This window comes from Porphyromonas sp. COT-108 OH1349 (genome assembly GCF_000768755.1).
GTDB lineage: Bacteria > Bacteroidota > Bacteroidia > Bacteroidales > Porphyromonadaceae > Porphyromonas_A > Porphyromonas_A canoris.
In genome coordinates this window covers 140,795-159,532 of sequence record NZ_JRAH01000019.1, presented here as the reverse complement: position 1 = coordinate 159,532, position 18,738 = coordinate 140,795, and the positions used below count along the sequence as shown (strand labels likewise).

Annotated in this window: 15 protein-coding genes; 5 read left to right on the top strand and 10 right to left on the bottom strand. The window is 45.7% G+C overall.

All coding sequences use genetic code 11. The annotated features are described in order from the left end of the window. Positions 1-81: 81 nt before the first annotated feature. Together JT26_RS04775 and JT26_RS04770 are read right to left on the bottom strand one after the other, a co-directional pair. Positions 82-1,317, bottom strand: coding sequence for a DUF438 domain-containing protein (locus JT26_RS04775; RefSeq protein ID WP_036846885.1), 1,236 nt, complete (start codon positions 1,315-1,317; stop codon positions 82-84). 3 nt (positions 1,318-1,320) lie between these two features. Continuing rightward, positions 1,321-1,656, bottom strand: coding sequence for a cupin domain-containing protein (locus tag JT26_RS04770; RefSeq protein WP_036846882.1), 336 nt, complete (start codon positions 1,654-1,656; stop codon positions 1,321-1,323). Between the two features lie 146 nt (positions 1,657-1,802). On the opposite strand from JT26_RS04770, the gene JT26_RS04765 reads away from it, so the two are divergent. Further along, positions 1,803-3,341 carry a PepSY-associated TM helix domain-containing protein gene (locus JT26_RS04765; RefSeq protein ID WP_036846880.1) on the top strand — a complete coding sequence of 513 codons (1,539 nt, stop codon included), beginning with the start codon at positions 1,803-1,805 and terminating at the stop codon, positions 3,339-3,341. A 10-nt stretch (positions 3,342-3,351) separates the two neighbouring features. Here the strand turns inward: JT26_RS04765 and JT26_RS04760 are convergent, their stop codons facing one another. From JT26_RS04760 to JT26_RS04725, 8 genes are all read right to left on the bottom strand, one after another. Then, positions 3,352-4,131, bottom strand: coding sequence for a hypothetical protein (locus JT26_RS04760; protein WP_036846877.1), 780 nt, complete (start codon positions 4,129-4,131; stop codon positions 3,352-3,354). 109 nt (positions 4,132-4,240) lie between these two features. Beyond that, positions 4,241-5,308: an A/G-specific adenine glycosylase gene (gene mutY / locus JT26_RS04755; protein WP_036846875.1), complete on the bottom strand. Its 1,068-nt coding sequence runs from the start codon at positions 5,306-5,308 to the stop codon at positions 4,241-4,243. A gap of 9 nt (positions 5,309-5,317) precedes the next feature. Then, complete coding sequence (locus tag JT26_RS04750) at positions 5,318-6,259, bottom strand: ribose-phosphate pyrophosphokinase (protein WP_036789478.1); 942 nt, start codon at positions 6,257-6,259, stop codon at positions 5,318-5,320. A gap of 538 nt (positions 6,260-6,797) precedes the next feature. After that, positions 6,798-8,210: a Gfo/Idh/MocA family protein gene (locus JT26_RS04745; RefSeq protein WP_036789481.1), complete on the bottom strand. Its 1,413-nt coding sequence runs from the start codon at positions 8,208-8,210 to the stop codon at positions 6,798-6,800. Between the two features lie 122 nt (positions 8,211-8,332). Beyond that, on the bottom strand, positions 8,333-8,917 hold the full coding sequence (locus tag JT26_RS04740; protein WP_036789482.1) for a Maf family nucleotide pyrophosphatase: 585 nt from the start codon (positions 8,915-8,917) through the stop codon (positions 8,333-8,335). A gap of 17 nt (positions 8,918-8,934) precedes the next feature. Further along, the gene (locus JT26_RS04735; protein ID WP_036789483.1) at positions 8,935-9,456 is read right to left on the bottom strand and encodes an HAD family hydrolase; all 522 of its coding nucleotides are present in this window, start codon (positions 9,454-9,456) and stop codon (positions 8,935-8,937) included. Next, positions 9,449-10,252, bottom strand: a complete 804-nt coding sequence (locus JT26_RS04730) for a Rossmann-like and DUF2520 domain-containing protein (protein ID WP_036846871.1) — start codon at positions 10,250-10,252, stop codon at positions 9,449-9,451. Before JT26_RS04730 ends, JT26_RS04735 begins: the two co-directional genes overlap by 8 nt. Positions 10,253-10,264: 12 nt before the next feature. Then, positions 10,265-10,810, bottom strand: a complete 546-nt coding sequence (locus tag JT26_RS04725; RefSeq protein WP_036846867.1) for a nitroreductase family protein — start codon at positions 10,808-10,810, stop codon at positions 10,265-10,267. Positions 10,811-11,599: 789 nt separating this feature from the next. On the opposite strand from JT26_RS04725, the gene JT26_RS04715 reads away from it, so the two are divergent. The 4 genes from JT26_RS04715 (at position 11,600) to JT26_RS04700 (ending at position 18,701) form a co-directional block, all read left to right on the top strand. Beyond that, positions 11,600-12,379, top strand: a complete 780-nt coding sequence (locus JT26_RS04715; protein WP_036846865.1) for an SDR family oxidoreductase — start codon at positions 11,600-11,602, stop codon at positions 12,377-12,379. A gap of 221 nt (positions 12,380-12,600) precedes the next feature. Next, a complete protein-coding gene (locus JT26_RS10160) occupies positions 12,601-14,247 on the top strand; it encodes a DNA/RNA non-specific endonuclease (RefSeq protein ID WP_081966388.1) in 1,647 nt (548 codons plus the stop codon). 48 nt (positions 14,248-14,295) lie between these two features. Continuing rightward, positions 14,296-15,969 carry a fimbrillin family protein gene (locus JT26_RS04705; RefSeq protein WP_036846862.1) on the top strand — a complete coding sequence of 558 codons (1,674 nt, stop codon included), beginning with the start codon at positions 14,296-14,298 and terminating at the stop codon, positions 15,967-15,969. Positions 15,970-16,271: 302 nt separating this feature from the next. Next, on the top strand, positions 16,272-18,701 hold the full coding sequence (locus JT26_RS04700; RefSeq protein ID WP_052110357.1) for a hypothetical protein: 2,430 nt from the start codon (positions 16,272-16,274) through the stop codon (positions 18,699-18,701). The last annotated feature ends 37 nt before the right edge of the window (positions 18,702-18,738 follow it).

Genomic DNA, 18,738 nt, shown 5'->3' with positions numbered 1-18,738 from the left:
TTGAATCAATAAGAAAAGAGAGAAAGTAGCTCATCCGGTTTGATACTTTCTCTCTTTTCTATTTTTTTTATTATGAATAGCTTACTTCTCCGAGTATGATAGCAGGCGTTGATCGCCTTCCAGTCTGCGCAGTTCGGTAATATCTTGCGTTACTTCCACTACTCCGAGATACTCTCCATCTGTTCCTCGCAGAGCGGTGTACTCTATATAGATAAATCTGCCCATGAAGTTGGAGAGCCAGAAAGCGGCTTTGTTCTCGGCTCCGGACTTGAAGTCGTTGATGATTTGTTCTACTATGTGAACGCTGTGAGGAGGATGACACATTCGGACATCCCTGCCTATGATGGAACGGTTACGCTCAAAGACACGCTTCGGACTATGGGAGAAGAACTTTACTTTATCCTCTTTGTCCACAAAGGTGATATCTATCGGTAGGGTAACGAAGAGGCTTTCGAGCTCTTTCATATCGAAGCTACCGGATGACAGTCTTATGGCATCACCGGAAAGGTAAGTGGGTTCGTTTGCTACTTCTTCCGTGGGTTGCCATTCGGTTGTAGGGTCATAAAGACAGAAGCCGAACTGGGGAGTTTCGATATAGATACTGTACCACTCTTTTTCCGAAAGGGTGTCCATGCACATCGGGAGCAGGATCTCTTCCTCTTTCATGATCATTCCTTGTATTGCCTCAATAGCGGGTACGATAACGTCCGGTACTGCTGCGCAAAACTCCTGAATGGTAGGCATCGGTTTGCGACCCAATAGTTCGTGTGCGGCTTTAAGGTAGGCACGAGTTTCGTCATGCTTGCCCCACATTACTTTTGGAGGCCCTGTGATGCCGGCTTTTTCGAGGTAAGGGAAGAGGGCGTACTCTTTTCGGAGGTAGTGTTTATTTACATCGGAGAGTTCGTTAAAGAGTGCATGTATCTGCAAGAGACTCTTTTCCCAATCGTTTGGATCGAGTTTGGGCAGATTTTCCAGTATCTCTTCTATCTTCACTATCCGAGCTTCCAACGCTCTGTTTTCTTGCTTGAACGTGTCTACCGGATGCCCCGGAGGAACATTCTTAGCGTGTGAAGTGTCTATGCTGCCATCGAGTACTGCGGCGTGTATATCGCATAACTTCAAGATCTCACTCTCAGGGAGACCTTCGGCTATCAGCTCTTGCTCTACCTCCACAACCTCGTTGTAGGGAACGGCTTTCAGCATCTCCATGAGTCTTTTCTTCACTTGTTCGGGTGCTGTACCTCGGTGAAGTTCGAGGATAAGATGCTTGAGCATCTCTTTTCTTTGGGATGAGTTGTTGATATATTCGCTCATGGTTTACTTTCCTTTAATCATTGTCAAAACCATCTTAAAGCTTTCCACCGCTTGCAGAGCGTGCGGAACGTTGGCAGGCATGATGATGATCTCACCGGCTTTCACGCTATGAGGTTTTCCGCCTATACGTATCTCTGCTTCTCCTTCTATGATCTGTACCAAAGCGTCAAAGGGTGCAGTGTGTTCGCTTAGTCCTTGTCCTTTGTCGAATGAGAAGAGTGTAACGTTGCCTACATCGTTTTTGAGTATCTGCTTGCTTATGATTCCTCCTTCGGAGTATTCGATTTCGTTAGAAAGACCAAATACGGTTGCAGAGGGAAATGTTGCTCTTTTTTCCATAATTCTAATTGGTTTGAGTGTTTGTTTATGCAAATATAGGAGACTTCTTTATTGTTTATCGTGATTTATGTTACAGCTTTTCGAGAGATTTATTTGCTACTTTTGCACGAAAACAGATACTCATCTAAAAACAGATTTCTACTGATATGAACAGGGCTTTTAAGAAGTACCACAAATGGATAGGGCTGTTTGTTTGCTTCTTTATTATTCTGTCTGCTCTTTCCGGCATTGTTCTCAATCACCGGAGAGCGGTTTCACGCATAGATATTCCAAGATCGGCACTGCCGGCGAGTTATGGTTACACCAACTGGAACAACGGAGCAGTGAAAGGGACTATCAGGCTTGGTGGAGACTCCGTACTGCTCTACGGCACTGCCGGGATGTTGTTGTCCGACACATTGCATCGCTCCTTTGCGGCGTTTAATGCCGGTCTTCTCACGGGCGCAGATAATAGAATCGTGAACAGAGTAGTATCCACACCGGATGCGCAGCGGTATGCAATCACCACATTCGATCTGTACAGACTTGGCGCAGATAACCGATGGGAAAATCTCACAGCACGTGCAGGGATAGATGAACGTATATCCGACCTCACGGTCAAAGGTGATACGCTGGTTGTGCTGACCCGTTCCAAGGTGTATCATGCTGCTTGTCCTTACCTCTCTTTTCACTCTCACGAAATCAAAGAGCCGGAAGGATACGTTGCGAAAACCTCTCTGTTCCGTACATTTTGGCTGCTACACAGTGGCGAGCTATTCGGTCTGCCGGGACAGCTATTGGTTGATTTTCTTGGGGTACTGCTTATAGTGATGTGCTTGACCGGGATAGCATTCACCTTCATCCCGAAACTCGTTCGTTACAGACGCAAGAAACAGCTGGCGATAAAACCTGCAATGAATGCTCTCAAGCTCTCTATCAAGTGGCACAATAAGGTTGGCGCACTCTTCTTGGTGCTCTTCCTTGTTCTGGGCATTACGGGTACTTTTTTGCGTCCTCCGCTTCTGATTGCCATTATCCGCTCTGACGTGAAACCTCTGCCCGGCTCTGTGCTGGACGATCCTAACCCTTGGAGGGACAAACTGCGCAATTTGCGTTACGATGCCAACACTTCCGACTGGCTGTTGTACACCTCTTCCGGATTTTTCTCTCTTGCTTCTTTGGATGCTGTTCCTCGCCCTGTCGCTTACACTCCTCCTGTCAGTGTGATGGGTATAAACTGTATGGAGCCTGCTCCAAACGGCTGGACGGTGGGATCTTTCAGTGGACTTTTTTCCTGGGACAGGGTCAATGGTGTTATCACGGACCGTCAGACCGGAGAGGTGGTACCGAAAAAGAGAAAGCCTGCAGGCAGACCTGTATTTAATAATCAGGTCAGCGGATACAGTAGAGACTTTTCTGCCGGCAAAGAGATTGTGTTCAGCTATAATACCGGAGCGCAAACATCGGACGGATCAGCCTTTGCAGAGATGCCGGAGATCCTTAAAAAAGGAAGACTCTCACTATGGCATACTGCTTTGGAGATACACGTTGGGCGTGCATACAATCCGGTGATCGGGCCTTTCTCGGATCTCTTTATCTTTCTGTTCGGACTCCTTTTTACCTTTATTCTTATCTCAGGTTACATCGTTTACAGACACTCTTACAAGCGCAATAGAAAGAGAGGAGCAAAGAGCCGGAAGCCGTAATGGTCGAATTTCAGGAGCGTTTCTCTGTCGGGAAATTGATACTGAGCTGTTTGAATGTCTTCGTTCCGTCTTCAAACAGAATCTCTATCTTGATGATGTGTTTCAGCTCTTTTGTCGGTTTTTGGGCGATCTTCAGACGGCATAGCGTCATCTCGCCCAAGCCAAGAAGACGGCAAGAGGAGAAGTCGAACTTGGACAATAAACACTCTATCCTGCCTACAAGCTCCTCTCTATCAGAGTCATCTTTTTTGATCGGCTCGAATTTTTGTTTCTTCTCATCCCAGGTGAACTCTTCCTTATACCCCGATTGGATGAACGGATCAAGAGCATTGGAGTAGAAGATTATAATATCATTCAGAGAAGCTCCTGCCGGATGAGCATCGTCCCATGCCGCATCACTTGTTACGTTTATCCCGGTAATGGCATTTGAGTTATAGTAGTATCTGTAGCTGCGACCAAAGGATCGGAAAGCATCTCCTTTGATAGTATAGGTAAGAGCATCGTACTTTGTATCCTTGTTTTTATTGCATAACGCCTTGTATCCGGCGAGATCTTCACCTTTGGAATCCCAGCCCAAAACCAGCACGCTATGTGCCCATCGGATGTTGATGGAGTTCTCATAGGAGTAGTAGGTCGCTTCCAGATTTTTTGCATTATCCAGATAGCCCAATACGTAATGGGGGATATGTATCTTTCCTTCCTCGAATTGTCCGCGTCTGAATAGCCAATCACATCCTTGAAACATCAGTGCCACAAGAGCGGAAAGGAGTATAAAATATGCTTTTTTCATAGGTTGTTCTGTTGTTTTGAGACTGTTAGTTCTCGAATAAAACTCTCATACTCCACAAAGATACTATTTTATGCATTAGATGCTGAATCTTATATAGGGGAAATCTATCCTATTCCGAAGAGAGGTGTAGTGGAAAGTGTCTGTCCAGAAACTCTCTCAGCGGTTTTGGAAAAGCTATTCTGTTGTGCGACTCAAGGGGAATGGAAAAGAACGGAAGCATTGGCAGTTCTTCCTTTTTCTGCTCCGAAGTATATATCTGTATGTTCAGTCTACGGTGTGTCAGCTGGTGTGTCGTCTCCCATAACAGCTCATATCCCGGAGAGTCTATATCCTCCGGAGAAAGTGTTGGGAACTCATGCAACGCCTTCCAGATGCTCTTCTTGTCTCGCTGCCGCACTATCAGCTCCCCATCTTGAGAGAAGCAGAGAAGGTACCGGATGCTCTCCTCCTTTACCGCCACACGCTTCTCCTTTCTGGGCAGAAGATCCACCAGATCTGCTTTGCGAGCCAGACACTCACGCTCTAAAGGGCACTCTTCGCAGACAGTCCCTTTGGGGCGACACTGCAATGCACCGAAGTCCATGATTGCCTGGTTGTAGAGAGCCGGCTCATCCTCATCCATGTACTCCTGAGCCATATCTGCAAAGAGCTTCTTCCCTGCTGTGGTGTCTATCGGAGTATCTATGCCGTTGAAGCGGGAAAGCACCCGATAAACATTTCCATCCACTACGGCGACAGCTTCACCGAATGCAATGGATGCAATGGCCGCTGCGGTGTATGCCCCCACACCTTTAAGCGTGAGCAGCTCTCGGTATGTGGAGGGAAAGATGCCCCCTTTCTCGTTGCAGATCTGCCTTGCTGCCTCCATCATGTTGTGCGCACGAGAGTAATAGCCCAACCCTTCCCACAGATGTAAGACCTCTTCTTCGGGAGCTTCCGCAAGCGATCGGACTGTCGGATAACGCTCTACAAAACGGAGATAGTAGCCCCATCCCTGCTTTACCTGTGTCTGTTGAAGGATGATTTCGGATATCCATATCTTGTAAGGATCTTGGGTCTGTCTCCAAGGCAGATCTCTACCGTTTTCCGAGTACCACCGTAAAAGAGAAGAGCGAAAGAGGCTTGCCCTTTCGCTCTTCTCTTTTGTTCTATTTTTCTCTACTCCTTTAAGGAACATCGGACAGACTTAGATGTTGTACAATGAACTTATGGACTCGTGGCAGGATACCCGCTTGATGGCTTCCGCAAACATATCCGCAACGCTGAGGATGCGTACATTATGGCACTCTTTACGGTATGGAATGGAGTCTGTGAAGATCATTTCCGACAGTGCAGATGCTGCAACACGTTCAGTTGCCGGGTCGCTCATCACGGCGTGGCTGGCTATCGCACGGACGCTCTTCGCTCCATTTTCCAGCATGAGGTTGGCTGCCTTGGTGATTGTTCCTGCTGTGTCTACGATGTCATCGATAAGCAGAACATCTTTTCCTTCTACTTCCCCTATGATGCGCATCTCTGCAACCTCATTGGCTTTAAGCCTGCTCTTGTGGCAGATAACCATTGGGACTCCCAGATAGCGGGCATAAGAGTTGGCACGCTTGGTACCACCCACATCCGGAGTTGCGATAACGAGATTGTCCATGCTCAATGTCTCCTGAATGTAGTTGGAGAAGACATTCGATGCGTAAAGGTGATCCACAGGAACATTAAAGAATCCCTGAATCTGATCGGCATGAAGGTCCATGGTGATCAAGCGACATATTCCGGCAGCACAAAGCATATCGGCTATCAGCTTGGCACCGATGGAGACACGAGGTTTATCCTTACGGTCTTGACGCGCCCAACCGAAGTAAGGGATGACAGCCACGATATAGTGGGCACTTGCACGCTTTGCCGCATCTATCATCAGCAAAAGCTCCATAAGATTATCCGATGTCGGTACCGTACTCTGTACCAAATAGACATCTTTTCCACGAATGGACTCTTCATAATAGACACTGAATTCTCCGTCTGCGAATCGGTCTACTTGCATCTTTCCAAGTTCACAACCGAGGCTTTGACATATTTTTTCTGCCAAGTATCGGGAGTTTGTTCCTGAGAAGATCAGAAAATCTCGTTCTTTACTCATATTCAGATTTTAATAGGTATATGTAGAATATATGGGGTGTCCCAAATATGTTACAAAAATACAAACAATTTCTATAGGAGCAAGGCGGGAAGAGAAAAGCCTTGCAGGGTAAACAGCCTTCGGACAAAAGAGCTTTGTTTCCCCTCTTGGATAGTAGCTTTCTTGCCGGTTTGCTCTTCTCTTTTTCTCTTATTCCATGGTAAAAAAAGGGTCTGAGAGCATATAAAACTTCTTCTGAACAGGTAAAAAAGTCTCTTTGAACCTTATCAAATCCTCACTTCAAGGCTTGAATGGTAAAAATCAAGGCTCACTTTCTGCAATTCAGGTCTTGAATCTTGCTGTTCCAACCTTGATTTTCTTGTTTGAATCTGTTCAGACTCTTTTTTTATTACTATAAGAGAAAGTTTTGAACGGGATAAGAAAATAATTGCGCAGCGGATACAACCATAAAAAGAGAGGGCTACCCGATGAAAATATCGGATAGCCCTCTCTTCTGTTTGCGAATACGGAGTGTCGAATCCGCAGATATTTTAGAGGTTTACTTCTTAAACTCCAGCTTGGATAGCTTATTCCAGTGACCGCGAGTAAAGTCCGGAATCTCTACTGGAGCAGAACCGTTGTCGAGAGAAATCTCTGTAAGCGGAATCAGACAGCACCACTCTGCAAGGTCGTACACGTCCATATCCAAAGGAAGACCCTTTTGCAGACAGTAGATCAAGCGATAGTCCATGATGAAGTCCATACCACCGTGTCCTCCGACACGCTTTGCAGTCTCTTCAAGTTCTACATCCACGATCGGGTGGCGGTATTTTTCCATCAACTGCTTGCGTACTTCGTCCGGAACAAAGTTGTGTGTGTCGAGATCTTCGTGGTTCAGGGTAGTCTCCTTATCCAGATCCTTTCCGCTAAGAGCAAAGCCCGGAGTGGGATATTTATTGGCAAATCCTTTTGTCCCGGAGATTTGATACAGACGGTTATATGGTCTTGGAGAAGCAACGTCATGCTGAATCATGATGGTCTTACCCTTTTCAGTGCGGATCATTGTCATCGTATGGTCGCCGTTGCGGAAGTCTTTTACCTCTTCTCCTGTTCTCTCTTTGATAAGAGCCGGAATCTGCAAAGGCTTTGTGTCCATGCTGACAAGATAGTTGAGTTTATCTCCACGGTGAATATTCATCGCCTGACAAACCGGGCCGAGACCGTGTGTAGGATATACATCGCCTCTGTGCTTGCGGTTGTAGTCCAGTCTCCAGTCGTTCCAGTATGCGCTCCAGAAGTCGTTCAGAGAGTGGATATACGCGCCTTCGCCATGTATCACCTCACCAAGCAGACCTTGTTGAACCATGTTCAGAGTAGTAAGCTCGAAGAAGTCATATACGCAGTTTTCAAGCTGCATACAGTGTTTCCTTGTGCGTTCGGAAGTGTTGATAAGATCCCAAATCTCTTCCATGGTCATCGCAGCAGGTACTTCGATAGCCACGTGCTTGCCATCGTTCATCGCCTGAACACCCATCTTCGCGTGTGAAGACCAGTCTGTGGCGATGTAGATAAGATCCAGATTTTCCATTGCAGAGAGCTTACGCCATACCGCAGTGTCTCCATAAAATTCTTGAGCCTTGGGCAAGCCTGCTTCCACAAGCTTTGCATTGACCTTCTCTACACGATCCTGCTCTACGTCGCATAGTGCCACGATCTCCACTCCCGGTATGTTCATCATGCGATATACGGCACCGGGGCCTCTCATACCAAGTCCTATAAATCCGACTCTTACGGTAGGAAGCGGTTCGGTGGCAAGCTCCAATACGTGCTCCTGACCTGCCGGTCTTTCCGGGACTTCGACTTTAATGATGTTGTCTTTTTCGGACGTCGATTTCTCCGAAGGCGTACAAGCAAACATGGCTACTCCCATAAGAGCTGCCAACACTAAGCTTGTGAGCTGTTTAATCTTCATGTTCTTATAAGTTTTATGTGTTATGGAATATACGATTCTATGTTTGAGCCTCGTGGCAAAACATCCTCCCAAAGGTACAAAATAATGTTGAATAATAGCCTTTTAGAGGTTTTGCCTGCTTTTTATTTGGATGCCCCGGAAAGGCATTTCTCTATCTCATGACGGAGTAGAGAGGTTGGCAGCCCCATCACATTGTAGAAAGATCCTTCCACTTTCTCTACCGCTATGAGCCCTATCCACTCTTGTATGCCGTATGCACCGGCTTTGTCCAGAGGGGAGTAGGCGTCCACATAGTAGCGGATGGTCTCTTGGGAGAGGGGGCGAAAATATACTTTTGTTACGGCACTTGTCTTACAGACCCTCCCTTTATAGGATAGCACCACGCCGGTAATCACTTCGTGCATTTTCCCGGACAGGAGTGAGAGGATGCGTACAGCGTCTTCTTTATCTTTCGGTTTGCCTATGATCTCTCCATCGAGGAGGACTATCGTGTCTGCCGTAATGAGCAGCTCGTCTTTTGAAACCAACGGACCTATGGCACGAGCCTTTTTCTCTGCCAAAAATTCAGGGACTTTTCTTGGGTCCATCTCGGGAGAAAAGTCCTCTTGACAGGGTGCGGTGCGAACTTCTATCTTATACCCCATTTTCCGAAGAAGGTCTTTTCTTCTTGGGGAGCTGCTTCCAAGTATTATCTTAGTACGTGGCATATTTTGTTATTCTATATTTACCATCCAAAGGCATCCCCGGTTAGCCATAGCCCTTTGGCTTTCATCAACTGTTCCAATACGTCTCTGGCAACTCCCATGCCTCCTTCCACCGGAGAGATGTAGTGCGCTATTGCTTTCACTTCAGGAGCAGCATCGGCAGGTGCAACGGCGAGTCCGCTACGCGACATTACCGGTATGTCCGGAATATCATCGCCTACATAGATCACCTCATGAGGCTGTAGCCCGGTCTTTTGTAAGAAGTCTTCCCACTGCTCTGTCTTGTTGGAGGCTTTCATATAGACGTGCGTCATGCCGAGTGCATTGTATCGCAACGGCAGGGAGGGAGAATAGCCTCCTGTGATGATACCTAAAATGAGCCCTTGATCTGTGGCTTGCTTGATGGCATAGCCATCTCGAACATTCACGGTACGCTTTGGAATGCCACTCTCATCCATATCGATGGTGGTCTTGGAAAGTACTCCATCGACATCGAATATGACTGCTTTGAATGGTCTTAGGTCTTCTAAAATTCTACTCATCTGAATCTTTTGTGTGGTGCGACAACTGTTGGATGTTATGGCTAACGCTCCGATACACTTCGGTAAGCGAAGGCAAGCCCTCCTCTTCCAGCAGTGAAAGGTGGCGCGAAAGCACGTTATGGTCTCCTCTTACCGCCGGTCCGGTCTGGCTCTTATCCGCTCCCATCTCCATCGCTTTAGCCATGGTCTCTTGTATGAGAGGGTTCAGAAGGGTCTCTTCCAGTCCATACCTCTTGAGCAGAAGGGCTGCGGAGTGCAGCATGTTATTGGAAAAGTTGCAGGCGAAAACCGCAGCGAGGTGCAGGATGAGCCGTTCGCCGGAGCCGGTTTCCCTGATCTGCTTGCTCTGAAGAGCAGAGGTAAGTGTCTGTATAGTCTCCTTTGCTTTTTCGTCGGAAGCCTCTACGAACAGAGGAACATCGGACATATCCAACGCTCTGGAGCGTGAAAACGTCTGCAACGGATAGAGCACACCGATATGGGGATGGGGAGAAAGTGTCTGCATGGGAATGCTTCCTGCCGTGTGCAGAAGCACAGCATCGGGAGAGATATGCCGGCAAAGCTGCCCGGCAAGAGAGGTTAAAGCGGTGTCCGTAACGGATAGAAGGTAGATGTCTGCCGTTCGGGGAAGCTCCTCCACTCTTGTTACTCCTTTGGTGTCGAGCTTCCGAGCCAATGCTTCTGCGTGCTTTGCCGTGGCACTCATCACGCCCAAACATCGGAGATTTGCCTTTGAGAGAGCTGTCCCTATATGGGTCGCAACATTGCCGGAGCCGACAAGACAGAAGGTGTACATGGTGTAGTGAAATCAGTCTTCTATATCCTTGAACGTGTCTATGGATACACGTCCCCAGTCTATCTCTATATCACGGAATGCGAGATCTTCATCATTGGCAGGGACACCGAGTGCAAGGATGCAGAGGACTCCTATGCTCGGAGGGGTGTTCAGTACTCTCTTCACGATGGCTTCGCTCTCTTCTCCTTCGGGAGAGGTGGAGTCTGCCACGTGTATCCAGCATGAGCCAAGCTCCAGATCGGTAACGGCGAGCTGCATCATAGTGGCAGCGATGGCGGCTTCTGCTTCCGGACGGCGCGACTTATTGAGATCCACAGCCACAACGATAGCCAACGGAGCTTCTGCCAAAAACTTACTGCCCATCTTCTTACTCTTGGACAACGCTTCCAGCGTGCTCTTATCTTCTACTACAATAAAACGTGTGGCGTTGGTACTCATCGAGGATGGCGCACGAAGCCCTACCTCTAATATCTCCTGTACAGCCTCTTGAGGGACAGGGACGGGAGCAAACTTGCGAATGCTTTTACGCTTGGAGGATATAAAATGTACGTGACTCATATCTTTCTTCTTTTGTTGTCTGTTAGGTGTCTGATGCCTGACACAAAACCTTGTTGTAAAGGCTTCACGAAGATAGTTATATTTTCCGTAAAAGAGGGAAGAGATGTTCCCTCTTCAGGTACTCTTTTAGGCTCTTTTAAGGAGAACTTTTATATAAAAACGGAGAGCCGGAGTTCCTCTTTTTTGCTCCGCTTTTTCTCCCGGTTGGAGGGCATGAAAAAATGAAGAGGTGTATTAACTCTTTTATATTCAAATGTATATGGAAAATCGCGAATTTGGAAAAAATTTTTTCTCAGTCCGTTTCATGGGCGCTTTTCGCGTTAATAGGTGTAAATTTCAATGCCTGCGCCTGTGAATATTTCCTAATAAAGAAATCTGCCTTTTTAGGTACATTTTAAGGTGAAAATGCTTAATTGGTTGATATTGAGAGTTTTGATGTTTTTGGCTAAATACTTTAATTGAAACCGGTAAACGTATTAAATGAAATCGGTAAATACGTTTACCGGTTTCGTTTAATACGTTAAGCCGACAAAATATACTGCTTTATCGTTTTGGATGAATAGGTATCGGAAATTGTGTTAATAAAACAGCTCCGATTTAACAGTTTGGTCGTGCTCTGAAAACGACCCCTCCGATCAAAATAGAGAGAGGGAAAAAAGAGAGCTTTTTTTGGTACTAAATATATAAAAACAGAGCTGTGGTGCGGAATGGAAACATAGGTTAAAAATAGGAAATTCGGGAAAGGTATCATCGTTTTTCTTTACATTCGTATATACAAACTGTTGTTTTATGTCGGATAAGAGAAGAACATTGATAACGGGAGCATCCGGAGGTCTTGGTATGGAGATTGCGATGCTGATGGCGAGCAATGGTCATCACCTCGTTTTGGTAGCAAGAAACGAGGAGAGATTGCTTTCTTTGAAGCTCTACATAGAGCAGTCCTTCGGGGTCTCTGCCGATATCGTTGCCATGGATCTTGCTCTTGTCGAGTCTCCTCGCAGGCTTTACGATCTGGTTAGAGAGCAAGGCTTCGAGATAGAGATCCTTGTAAACAATGCGGGGTTTGGCGATTTTGCTCCGTTTTGTACCTCCGATCTGAAAAAACAACAGGAGATGATCGCTCTGAACATCTCTGCCGTGGTGGAGCTTTGTCATCTTTTCGGACAGGAGATGGTATGGCTCAAGAAGGGGCGGATACTGAATGTTGCCAGCATTGCGGCTTTTCAGCCCGGTCCGTACATGAGTATTTATTATGCGACAAAGGCGTTTGTCCTCTCTTTTTCCGAAGCTCTTGCAACAGAGCTGGAGGGAACGGGTGTTTCCGTGACGGCTCTATGCCCCGGACCTATACGGACGGGCTTTGAGGCGAGAGCCGATCTCTTGGCTTCGGGACTGTTTAGGAATCTAAAGGTGAGCGAGCCTCAAGATGTGGCGCGATTTGGTTACGAAGCAATGATGAGAGGGCAGGTGGTTGCCATTCATGGCGTATGGAACCGGCTGTTGGTCTTTTCGGGAAGATTTGCTCCAAGGAGTTGGGTACGGAATATGGTACGTCGCATACAAGCATAAACAGAACGGAAAAAAGTGTTACTATTGTCTCTCGAAAAGAGATAAGGCGTGAAGAAACGAAACGGAATAGAAAATAAGGATTAGAAAACAGACAGAAAGTTTTACACAATAGTCGCCCTTCGTGATAAAGCACCGACCTGTCGGTGGATCTTTGAGCATATAAAGTATGGAGAGCTTGTGATAGAAGAAAAGGGCGATGGTGGCAAAAAGATACTTTAGGTATGATGTACACAAAAGAAGAACATAGGGCTTCCCTGAGTGGAGCCATGCTACTTCTCTTTTTGGTCGCTTTCGGAACGGTTTCTTGTAAGCAGGAGAGCGGTATTAAAGTGCCTCAAAAGAAAGAGCAGATCGGACTTACTTTTTCTGCAAACTTTGCAGACGAGAGTTTACGTGCCCTTGATGGAGAGTGGGCATCCGGAGATAAAATCGGAGTCTTTACGAGAATGAGCCGTCCGGAAGCTGTATGGAACAAAGGAGAGCTGATAGCAGATAATAATCTGTTTATAAATGAGACAGGCGGCAGCCGTGCCATTTTCCGCCCGGCTTCGAGTTCGGACGAGATACATCTGATGGAAGGGCAGAAGATAGACATACTTGCCTACTATCCGCATAGAACTCCCCTCGATGAGAAGAGTGTTTCGCTTTCCGTTTCGGATCAGTCTGCTCCGGAGCAGATCAATCTTCTATATGCCGATAATCTGAATGGTATCACCAGTAAAAGCAGTGCAGCGGATCTGGTCTTCCGCCATGCGTTGTCCAAAGTGCGTTTTAATGTGCGCTCTACCGATGGCTCTTCTCTTGAAGGATTGCAGGTAACTCTGCAGGGATTTCCTACAAAAGGGCGTTTCGACCTCCTCTCTCGCACATGGAGTATAGAGCCGGCAGCCGGAGAGACTGTTACGGCCAAGATAGACGGAACAGGATCGGAGGTGAGAGCCGAAGCGTTCATACTGCCTTCGGAAAAGAGTAACGCAATGCGAGTGCTGTTTAGGCTGCCTTCCGGAAAAGAGTATATATGGAATATCCGTGTGGATAGTCATGCTTTTCAGATGGGATATGAGTACAGTTATGGTATCAATCTTAAGCCGGGAGGACTTATCCCGGACGACAAGGTCGGTTATCGGGAGCTGCCCCAAAAGCGTTCTTTGCCCAATACGCTCGTCCATACTCACTTCTCAACCGAACTGAATGGTGCAAGAAACTACACATTCCTGCTCGACACCAAGCTTAAGTTTGCCTATTGGGTGGCTTATCCTCTCCACGGATTCTATTTGGGCAACTTCAAGAGACTGAATAACTTTGACTTTGACCCCGATGTCCCGAAAGAGTATCAGGCTCGTCTTGATAAGAGAGGGTATCAGAGCAAGGATGGAATAAGGTATGATAGAGGGCATCAACTCCCAAGCGGAGACAGGACAGCAGGTCGAAAGCTGAACGATGCTACCTTCTATGCAACCAATATGACACCTCAAGCTAGCTATCTGAACCAACAGATCTGGCAGAGATTAGAGGGACAGATCAGAACATGGCAAGCCGGACTGGTTACCAATGGAGTGGGAAAAGATACGCTATATGTGGTTACCGGAGCCGGCATGGAGGATGGCGAACCGGTACATATGGCTCAGGATAATGACGGACGCGATTGTCCTGCTCCACACTACTACTATAAGGTGCTGGCTAAAATGGACAAACATGGAGAATTTCATACGATAGGATTCATCATGAAAAATACTTCCGAGATTTCAGGTGATAATTATATGAAATACAAGTGTACGGTAAAGGAGGTGGAAAGAAAGACCGGATTTACCTTTTTCCCATTCTTGAAAGATGAAGTGAAGAATAAAATAGAAGATCATCTTTGGTGATATATACAGAGTATTTATTGAGTTTTAATCCCATAAAATGAATTAAAAATGAAACTTAAACAACTACTATTAGGAGCTCTGGGCGTATTTGCCCTTGCTGCTTGTAACAGCAAGCCGGATATGCCGACGAATGGATTTGGAAAAGAACCTGTGGCTTTCAAATCGTCCATCATCGGTTCTACTTCTCGTGCAACAGAGACGGCTTTTGAAGCGAAAGATCAAATAGGCGTTTATATGCTGCCTGCTGCCGGAGAAGCAAAAGAAAATGCGGCATATATTACTGCCGAAGGTGGAGCAGAGGCTCTCTTCATCCCGAAGACGGAAGGCGATAAGATTCTTCTGCCAGAGGATGGAACGAATGTCGATTTCGTGGCTTATCATCCTTATCGAGCTGATGTGGAGCAGAAAAAGATCAAGTTGAATGTATCTAATCAGTCTGACCAAAAGGCTTTGGATTTGATTTATGCCAACAATCTGAAAGGAGTAAACAGTATGACTCCTACATCTCAGTTCAAACTCTCTTTCCGTCATCAAATGAGTTTTGTACAGTTTGTATTCACTCCGAAGGCTAAAGAGAAAATTGTAAAGATTCTTTCTGTCGGTATCTCCGGCTTCCATAGAAAGGGACAGTTCAACCTCCAAGATGGAGCATTCTCCGATTATGAAGAAGCAGAGGTGGTATGGGCAAAACTTTCTGAAGACGGCTACTCGTTCTCTTCAATCCTAATCCCTCAAAATGATGTGGATATGATGCTGTATCTTTCTGATACCGGAGGTAAAAAGTATCACTGCAATTTTAACAAGATGAACTTTGAGAGAGGTAAGAGATACACCTTTACACTGAATATCACACCGGAAGGAAATATTGAGGTAAACGAATTGGGTACTGTAATAGAACCATGGAGCGATGTAGATGGCGGTACTCACGAGCTGCGTCCGGAAAAGAAAGAGTTTGCAATAACTCCTTCCGAAGCTACGATAGAAGCTGCTTCGACCTCTCCGATAACTGTGAATGTAACCGCAGGAGAGGGTGTTGCCTGGAATGCTTCAACATCGGAAAGCTGGGTGTCTGTATCTCCTCTTTCCGGTATCGGAAACGGACAGTTTGTGGTTTCTCCATCTCCCAATACCGACAGTCAAGAGCGTAAAGCAATCATCCGTGTACAGGCAGGAGAAGAGACATTGCAGTTTACTCTCACTCAAAAAGGTGTCAATCCGGGTCCGTCTCCTGAAGGAGCTCTTTTCAAAGAAGGGTTCGGCAATATGCCTAAAGGCTCAAAGGATAAAGCTGAAACGTTGGATGACCTATTGAAGTATATAGATACAGAAAACAGAGATAAGGGGTATCTTTATGAGATCTCCGGTGCAAATATTCGTGCTACCTCTCATTTGGATGGGCATATCTGGCTTCCTAAGGAGCGTGATACCTTCTTTCAAGTCGGCAATATTCCTGTTCCGCCAGATGCAAATACGCTTGTATTGACATTCGATCTCGCTACAAATAAGTCGGGGGATACAGAAAGTGTTTTGGAAGTGATAGTAGGAGGTAAAACTCAAAAGGTATCTCTCACCAATCCTAAGCAGAACGAGTATCAGCAGAAGAGTGTCGAGATAGTCGCTCCGACACTGACAGAAGGAAAGATCTCCATTAAATTCAATTCAAAAGGAGCCGAAAATAAAAATGGTTTTAGAGTGGATAATATTGTTCTCAAGAAGAAGTAATAGATCCATCTGAAGAGAATATAATGATAGGGAGAGGTGTATAAAAAACGCCTCTCCCTATTTTTTATTCAAAATATGCTCTATATTGTCTTTTGTGTGCATTTATTTGAAATGATGAATCTGTTTTTGATGATTTTTCTGCCTTTATTTTGATATTAGTGTGCTTGTTTATGTAATTATTGGTCCTGTTTTTGGTTTTTTATCATTTTGATTTTTGATTATTGTGTCCAAATATATTATCTTTGCGCTCGAATTTAAGAAAACACACACAATAAATATTATTCAATAGATTTAATTAGTTCATGAAAAGGCAATTTTTTTATTTGTCGCTATTGCTTGTGCTCATCACCAGCATAGTGGGGGCATGTACGCAAGTAGATGTAGTAATGCCTAAAGGTCCAAAGGGAGATACAGGTTTGTCTGCCTTTGAATTTTGGAAAGAGAAAGTAGCAGATGGTACTATAAACTGGCCTAAAGATCAAGTAGGCGTAGCCGACTATTTCAAATTTTTGAAAGGTAAAGATGGTCAGAATGGAAAAGACGGAAAGAATGGTCAAAGTGCATACGAACAGTGGAAGGAAGCGGTAGCAACCGGAACTGTTGATGATCCGCACAATCCAGGAAAGAAGTGGGATGCTAATAAGAATAGTGTAGTTGACTTCTGGAGATTCCTTACAGGCGCAACAGGAGAAGCGGGAAGAACACCGCATATCGGCCCTGACGGCAACTGGTGGATAGGAGATAAGAATACCGGAGTTGCTGCAAAAGGGAAAGACGGTCAAGATGGTAAGGATGGACAAGACGGCAAAGATGGTGTCTCTCCACATATCGGTCCTGATGGTAACTGGTGGATTGGAGATGTAAACACCGGTGTTCCTGCCAAAGGTAAAGATGGTAAGGATGGCCAAGACGGTCAAGATGGTGTTTCTCCACGTATCGGTCCTGATGGTAACTGGTGGATCGGAGATGTAAATACCGGTGTTCCTGCCAAAGGTAAAGATGGTCAGAATGGTCAAGATGGTCAAAACGGACAAGATGGAGTCTCTCCACGTATCGGTCCTGACGGTAACTGGTGGATTGGAGATGTAAATACCGGAGTTTCTGCTCGAGGTAAAGACGGTCAAAATGGCCAAGATGGCAAGAATGGCGAAAATGGTAAGAGTGCTTATGAAATGTGGGTTGATACCGTAAAAGCCGGTTGCGAAGGTAGCGCAGCACCTGTTATGGACCCTCATAATCCGGGCTATGAATGGCCATGCGAAAAGACAAGCCTTGCAGACTTCTGGCATTATCTTCGTGGTAGAAATGGTGAAGATGGTAAGGATGGTAAAGACGGTAAAGATGGTAAAGACGGAGAGAATGGAAAGGATTCCAGCGGTCTTGTAACTGGCAAGGCTAACGTCGTAGCTCAATACTATAATGCATCTTTGAAAGAGTATGTAGATCCGGAAGATGGCGGTGTATGGTACATCGTTTATGACAAGGAAGGAAAGCCTGCTCCTGCGGGAACAGAGGTAGATAATATGCCTGCTATGCCGGGACAAAAGTTTGTTACCGATACCGATGGCCGATTCAAAGTTTCGGTAGATAAGTTGCCATATAAGAAGCCGGAAGCAGAAAGACTTGGTTCTACTCGTGTTAAGATTGGAGGAGAAGCCATGGAGTCTGCAAAGAACACACTTGTGCCAAACAAGATAAAGACCAGAATATCCACAGACCTTGTTTACCTGCGTCAGCAGACTCATGTCAATCTTGGAGGTGGTAGCTATCCTTTTGCACACTTTACTGCAGTGCATTACAAGTACGAGCGTGAAGTAGATGGTGTTTGGGGTGAATATCCGGCAGAGTTGCCGAAACCTGAGTTTGGAACAGGTAAAGTAAATGATCCTACTCAACTTCCAACGATCGAAAACATCACATTCAACGATGAGACGAAAAGATGGCTCGTATCTAAGGATGGTTACTATGCAGACTTCAATCAAGCAAGAGATAAGAACATTGTGATGATTATACGTCCTATCGTTCTAATGGATATAGAGAAGACAGGACCACTTCCTAATCCTGCAATTCATGACTATAATAAGAGAGTGTTGCAAGTAAGACAGTATGAGTGGAACGGTCAGAAGAACTACTTTACTATTGTCGGTGAAAGATACTTCTACGGAGAGAAGCCGGTTCTTCCTGAGCCTATACACGTTCCGGAAATCCATCCTACTCCGGTCTTTACCGGATCGAAGATAGCTGTCGTACATGGCCAGACTACTATCTGGGGAGAACTTGATGTTATAGACCGTTTGCCGGACTTCTATTTGAAGTACAAACTGGAACCAACTCCTGTAAAAGTTTGGACATCAGACAAACTTCCGGGCAGCTTGTTAAGAGATACTCCTTCATACAGAAACAACTTCAAGTATAAGATCGTATCATTCAAGCGAGAAGGAAACAACAATGTTACGACCGAAACAGATATCTCTCTTAAGGATAACAATCCTCTTTACAAGCTTCTTGCACCACGTGATGGCGGTGTTTGGTCTGTAATGAGCTATCTGGAGGGAGACCGTTATGGACAGTTGACTCAGGTTAAGAAGGATGAGAGAATCCTTGGTGCCGGATATTCTCCTTATAGAGCTCTTCCATACTACATCACTACTATTCAAGATCCGAAGTTTGAGTTCAAAGACTTCTATGGTGTAAATGCTCCTATTGTTATTCCTCAGCAAGATCTTCCTTGATCATAAACGAACAAGTGTGGGATATCACCATCAGGAT

Bases quoted from the DNA above. Each gene is read 5' to 3' on its own strand.
- JT26_RS04725 (WP_036846867.1), bottom strand. From the start codon at position 10,810: ATGAGTCACGTACATTTTATATCCTCCAAGCGTAAAAGCATTCGCAAG.
- JT26_RS04730 (WP_036846871.1), bottom strand. From the start codon at position 10,252: ATGTACACCTTCTGTCTTGTCGGCTCCGGCAATGTTGCGACCCATATA.
- JT26_RS04700 (WP_052110357.1), top strand. From the start codon at position 16,272: ATGAAAAGGCAATTTTTTTATTTGTCGCTATTGCTTGTGCTCATCACC.
- JT26_RS04740 (WP_036789482.1), bottom strand. From the start codon at position 8,917: ATGCCACGTACTAAGATAATACTTGGAAGCAGCTCCCCAAGAAGAAAA.
- JT26_RS04735 (WP_036789483.1), bottom strand. From the start codon at position 9,456: ATGAGTAGAATTTTAGAAGACCTAAGACCATTCAAAGCAGTCATATTC.
- JT26_RS04705 (WP_036846862.1), top strand. From the start codon at position 14,296: ATGAAACTTAAACAACTACTATTAGGAGCTCTGGGCGTATTTGCCCTT.
- JT26_RS04745 (WP_036789481.1), bottom strand. From the start codon at position 8,210: ATGAAGATTAAACAGCTCACAAGCTTAGTGTTGGCAGCTCTTATGGGA.
- JT26_RS04760 (WP_036846877.1), bottom strand. From the start codon at position 4,131: ATGAAAAAAGCATATTTTATACTCCTTTCCGCTCTTGTGGCACTGATG.
- JT26_RS04775 (WP_036846885.1), bottom strand. From the start codon at position 1,317: ATGAGCGAATATATCAACAACTCATCCCAAAGAAAAGAGATGCTCAAG.
- JT26_RS04770 (WP_036846882.1), bottom strand. From the start codon at position 1,656: ATGGAAAAAAGAGCAACATTTCCCTCTGCAACCGTATTTGGTCTTTCT.
- JT26_RS04715 (WP_036846865.1), top strand. From the start codon at position 11,600: ATGTCGGATAAGAGAAGAACATTGATAACGGGAGCATCCGGAGGTCTT.
- JT26_RS04750 (WP_036789478.1), bottom strand. From the start codon at position 6,259: ATGAGTAAAGAACGAGATTTTCTGATCTTCTCAGGAACAAACTCCCGA.
- JT26_RS04765 (WP_036846880.1), top strand. From the start codon at position 1,803: ATGAACAGGGCTTTTAAGAAGTACCACAAATGGATAGGGCTGTTTGTT.
- mutY (WP_036846875.1), bottom strand. From the start codon at position 5,308: ATGTTCCTTAAAGGAGTAGAGAAAAATAGAACAAAAGAGAAGAGCGAA.
- JT26_RS10160 (WP_081966388.1), top strand. From the start codon at position 12,601: ATGATGTACACAAAAGAAGAACATAGGGCTTCCCTGAGTGGAGCCATG.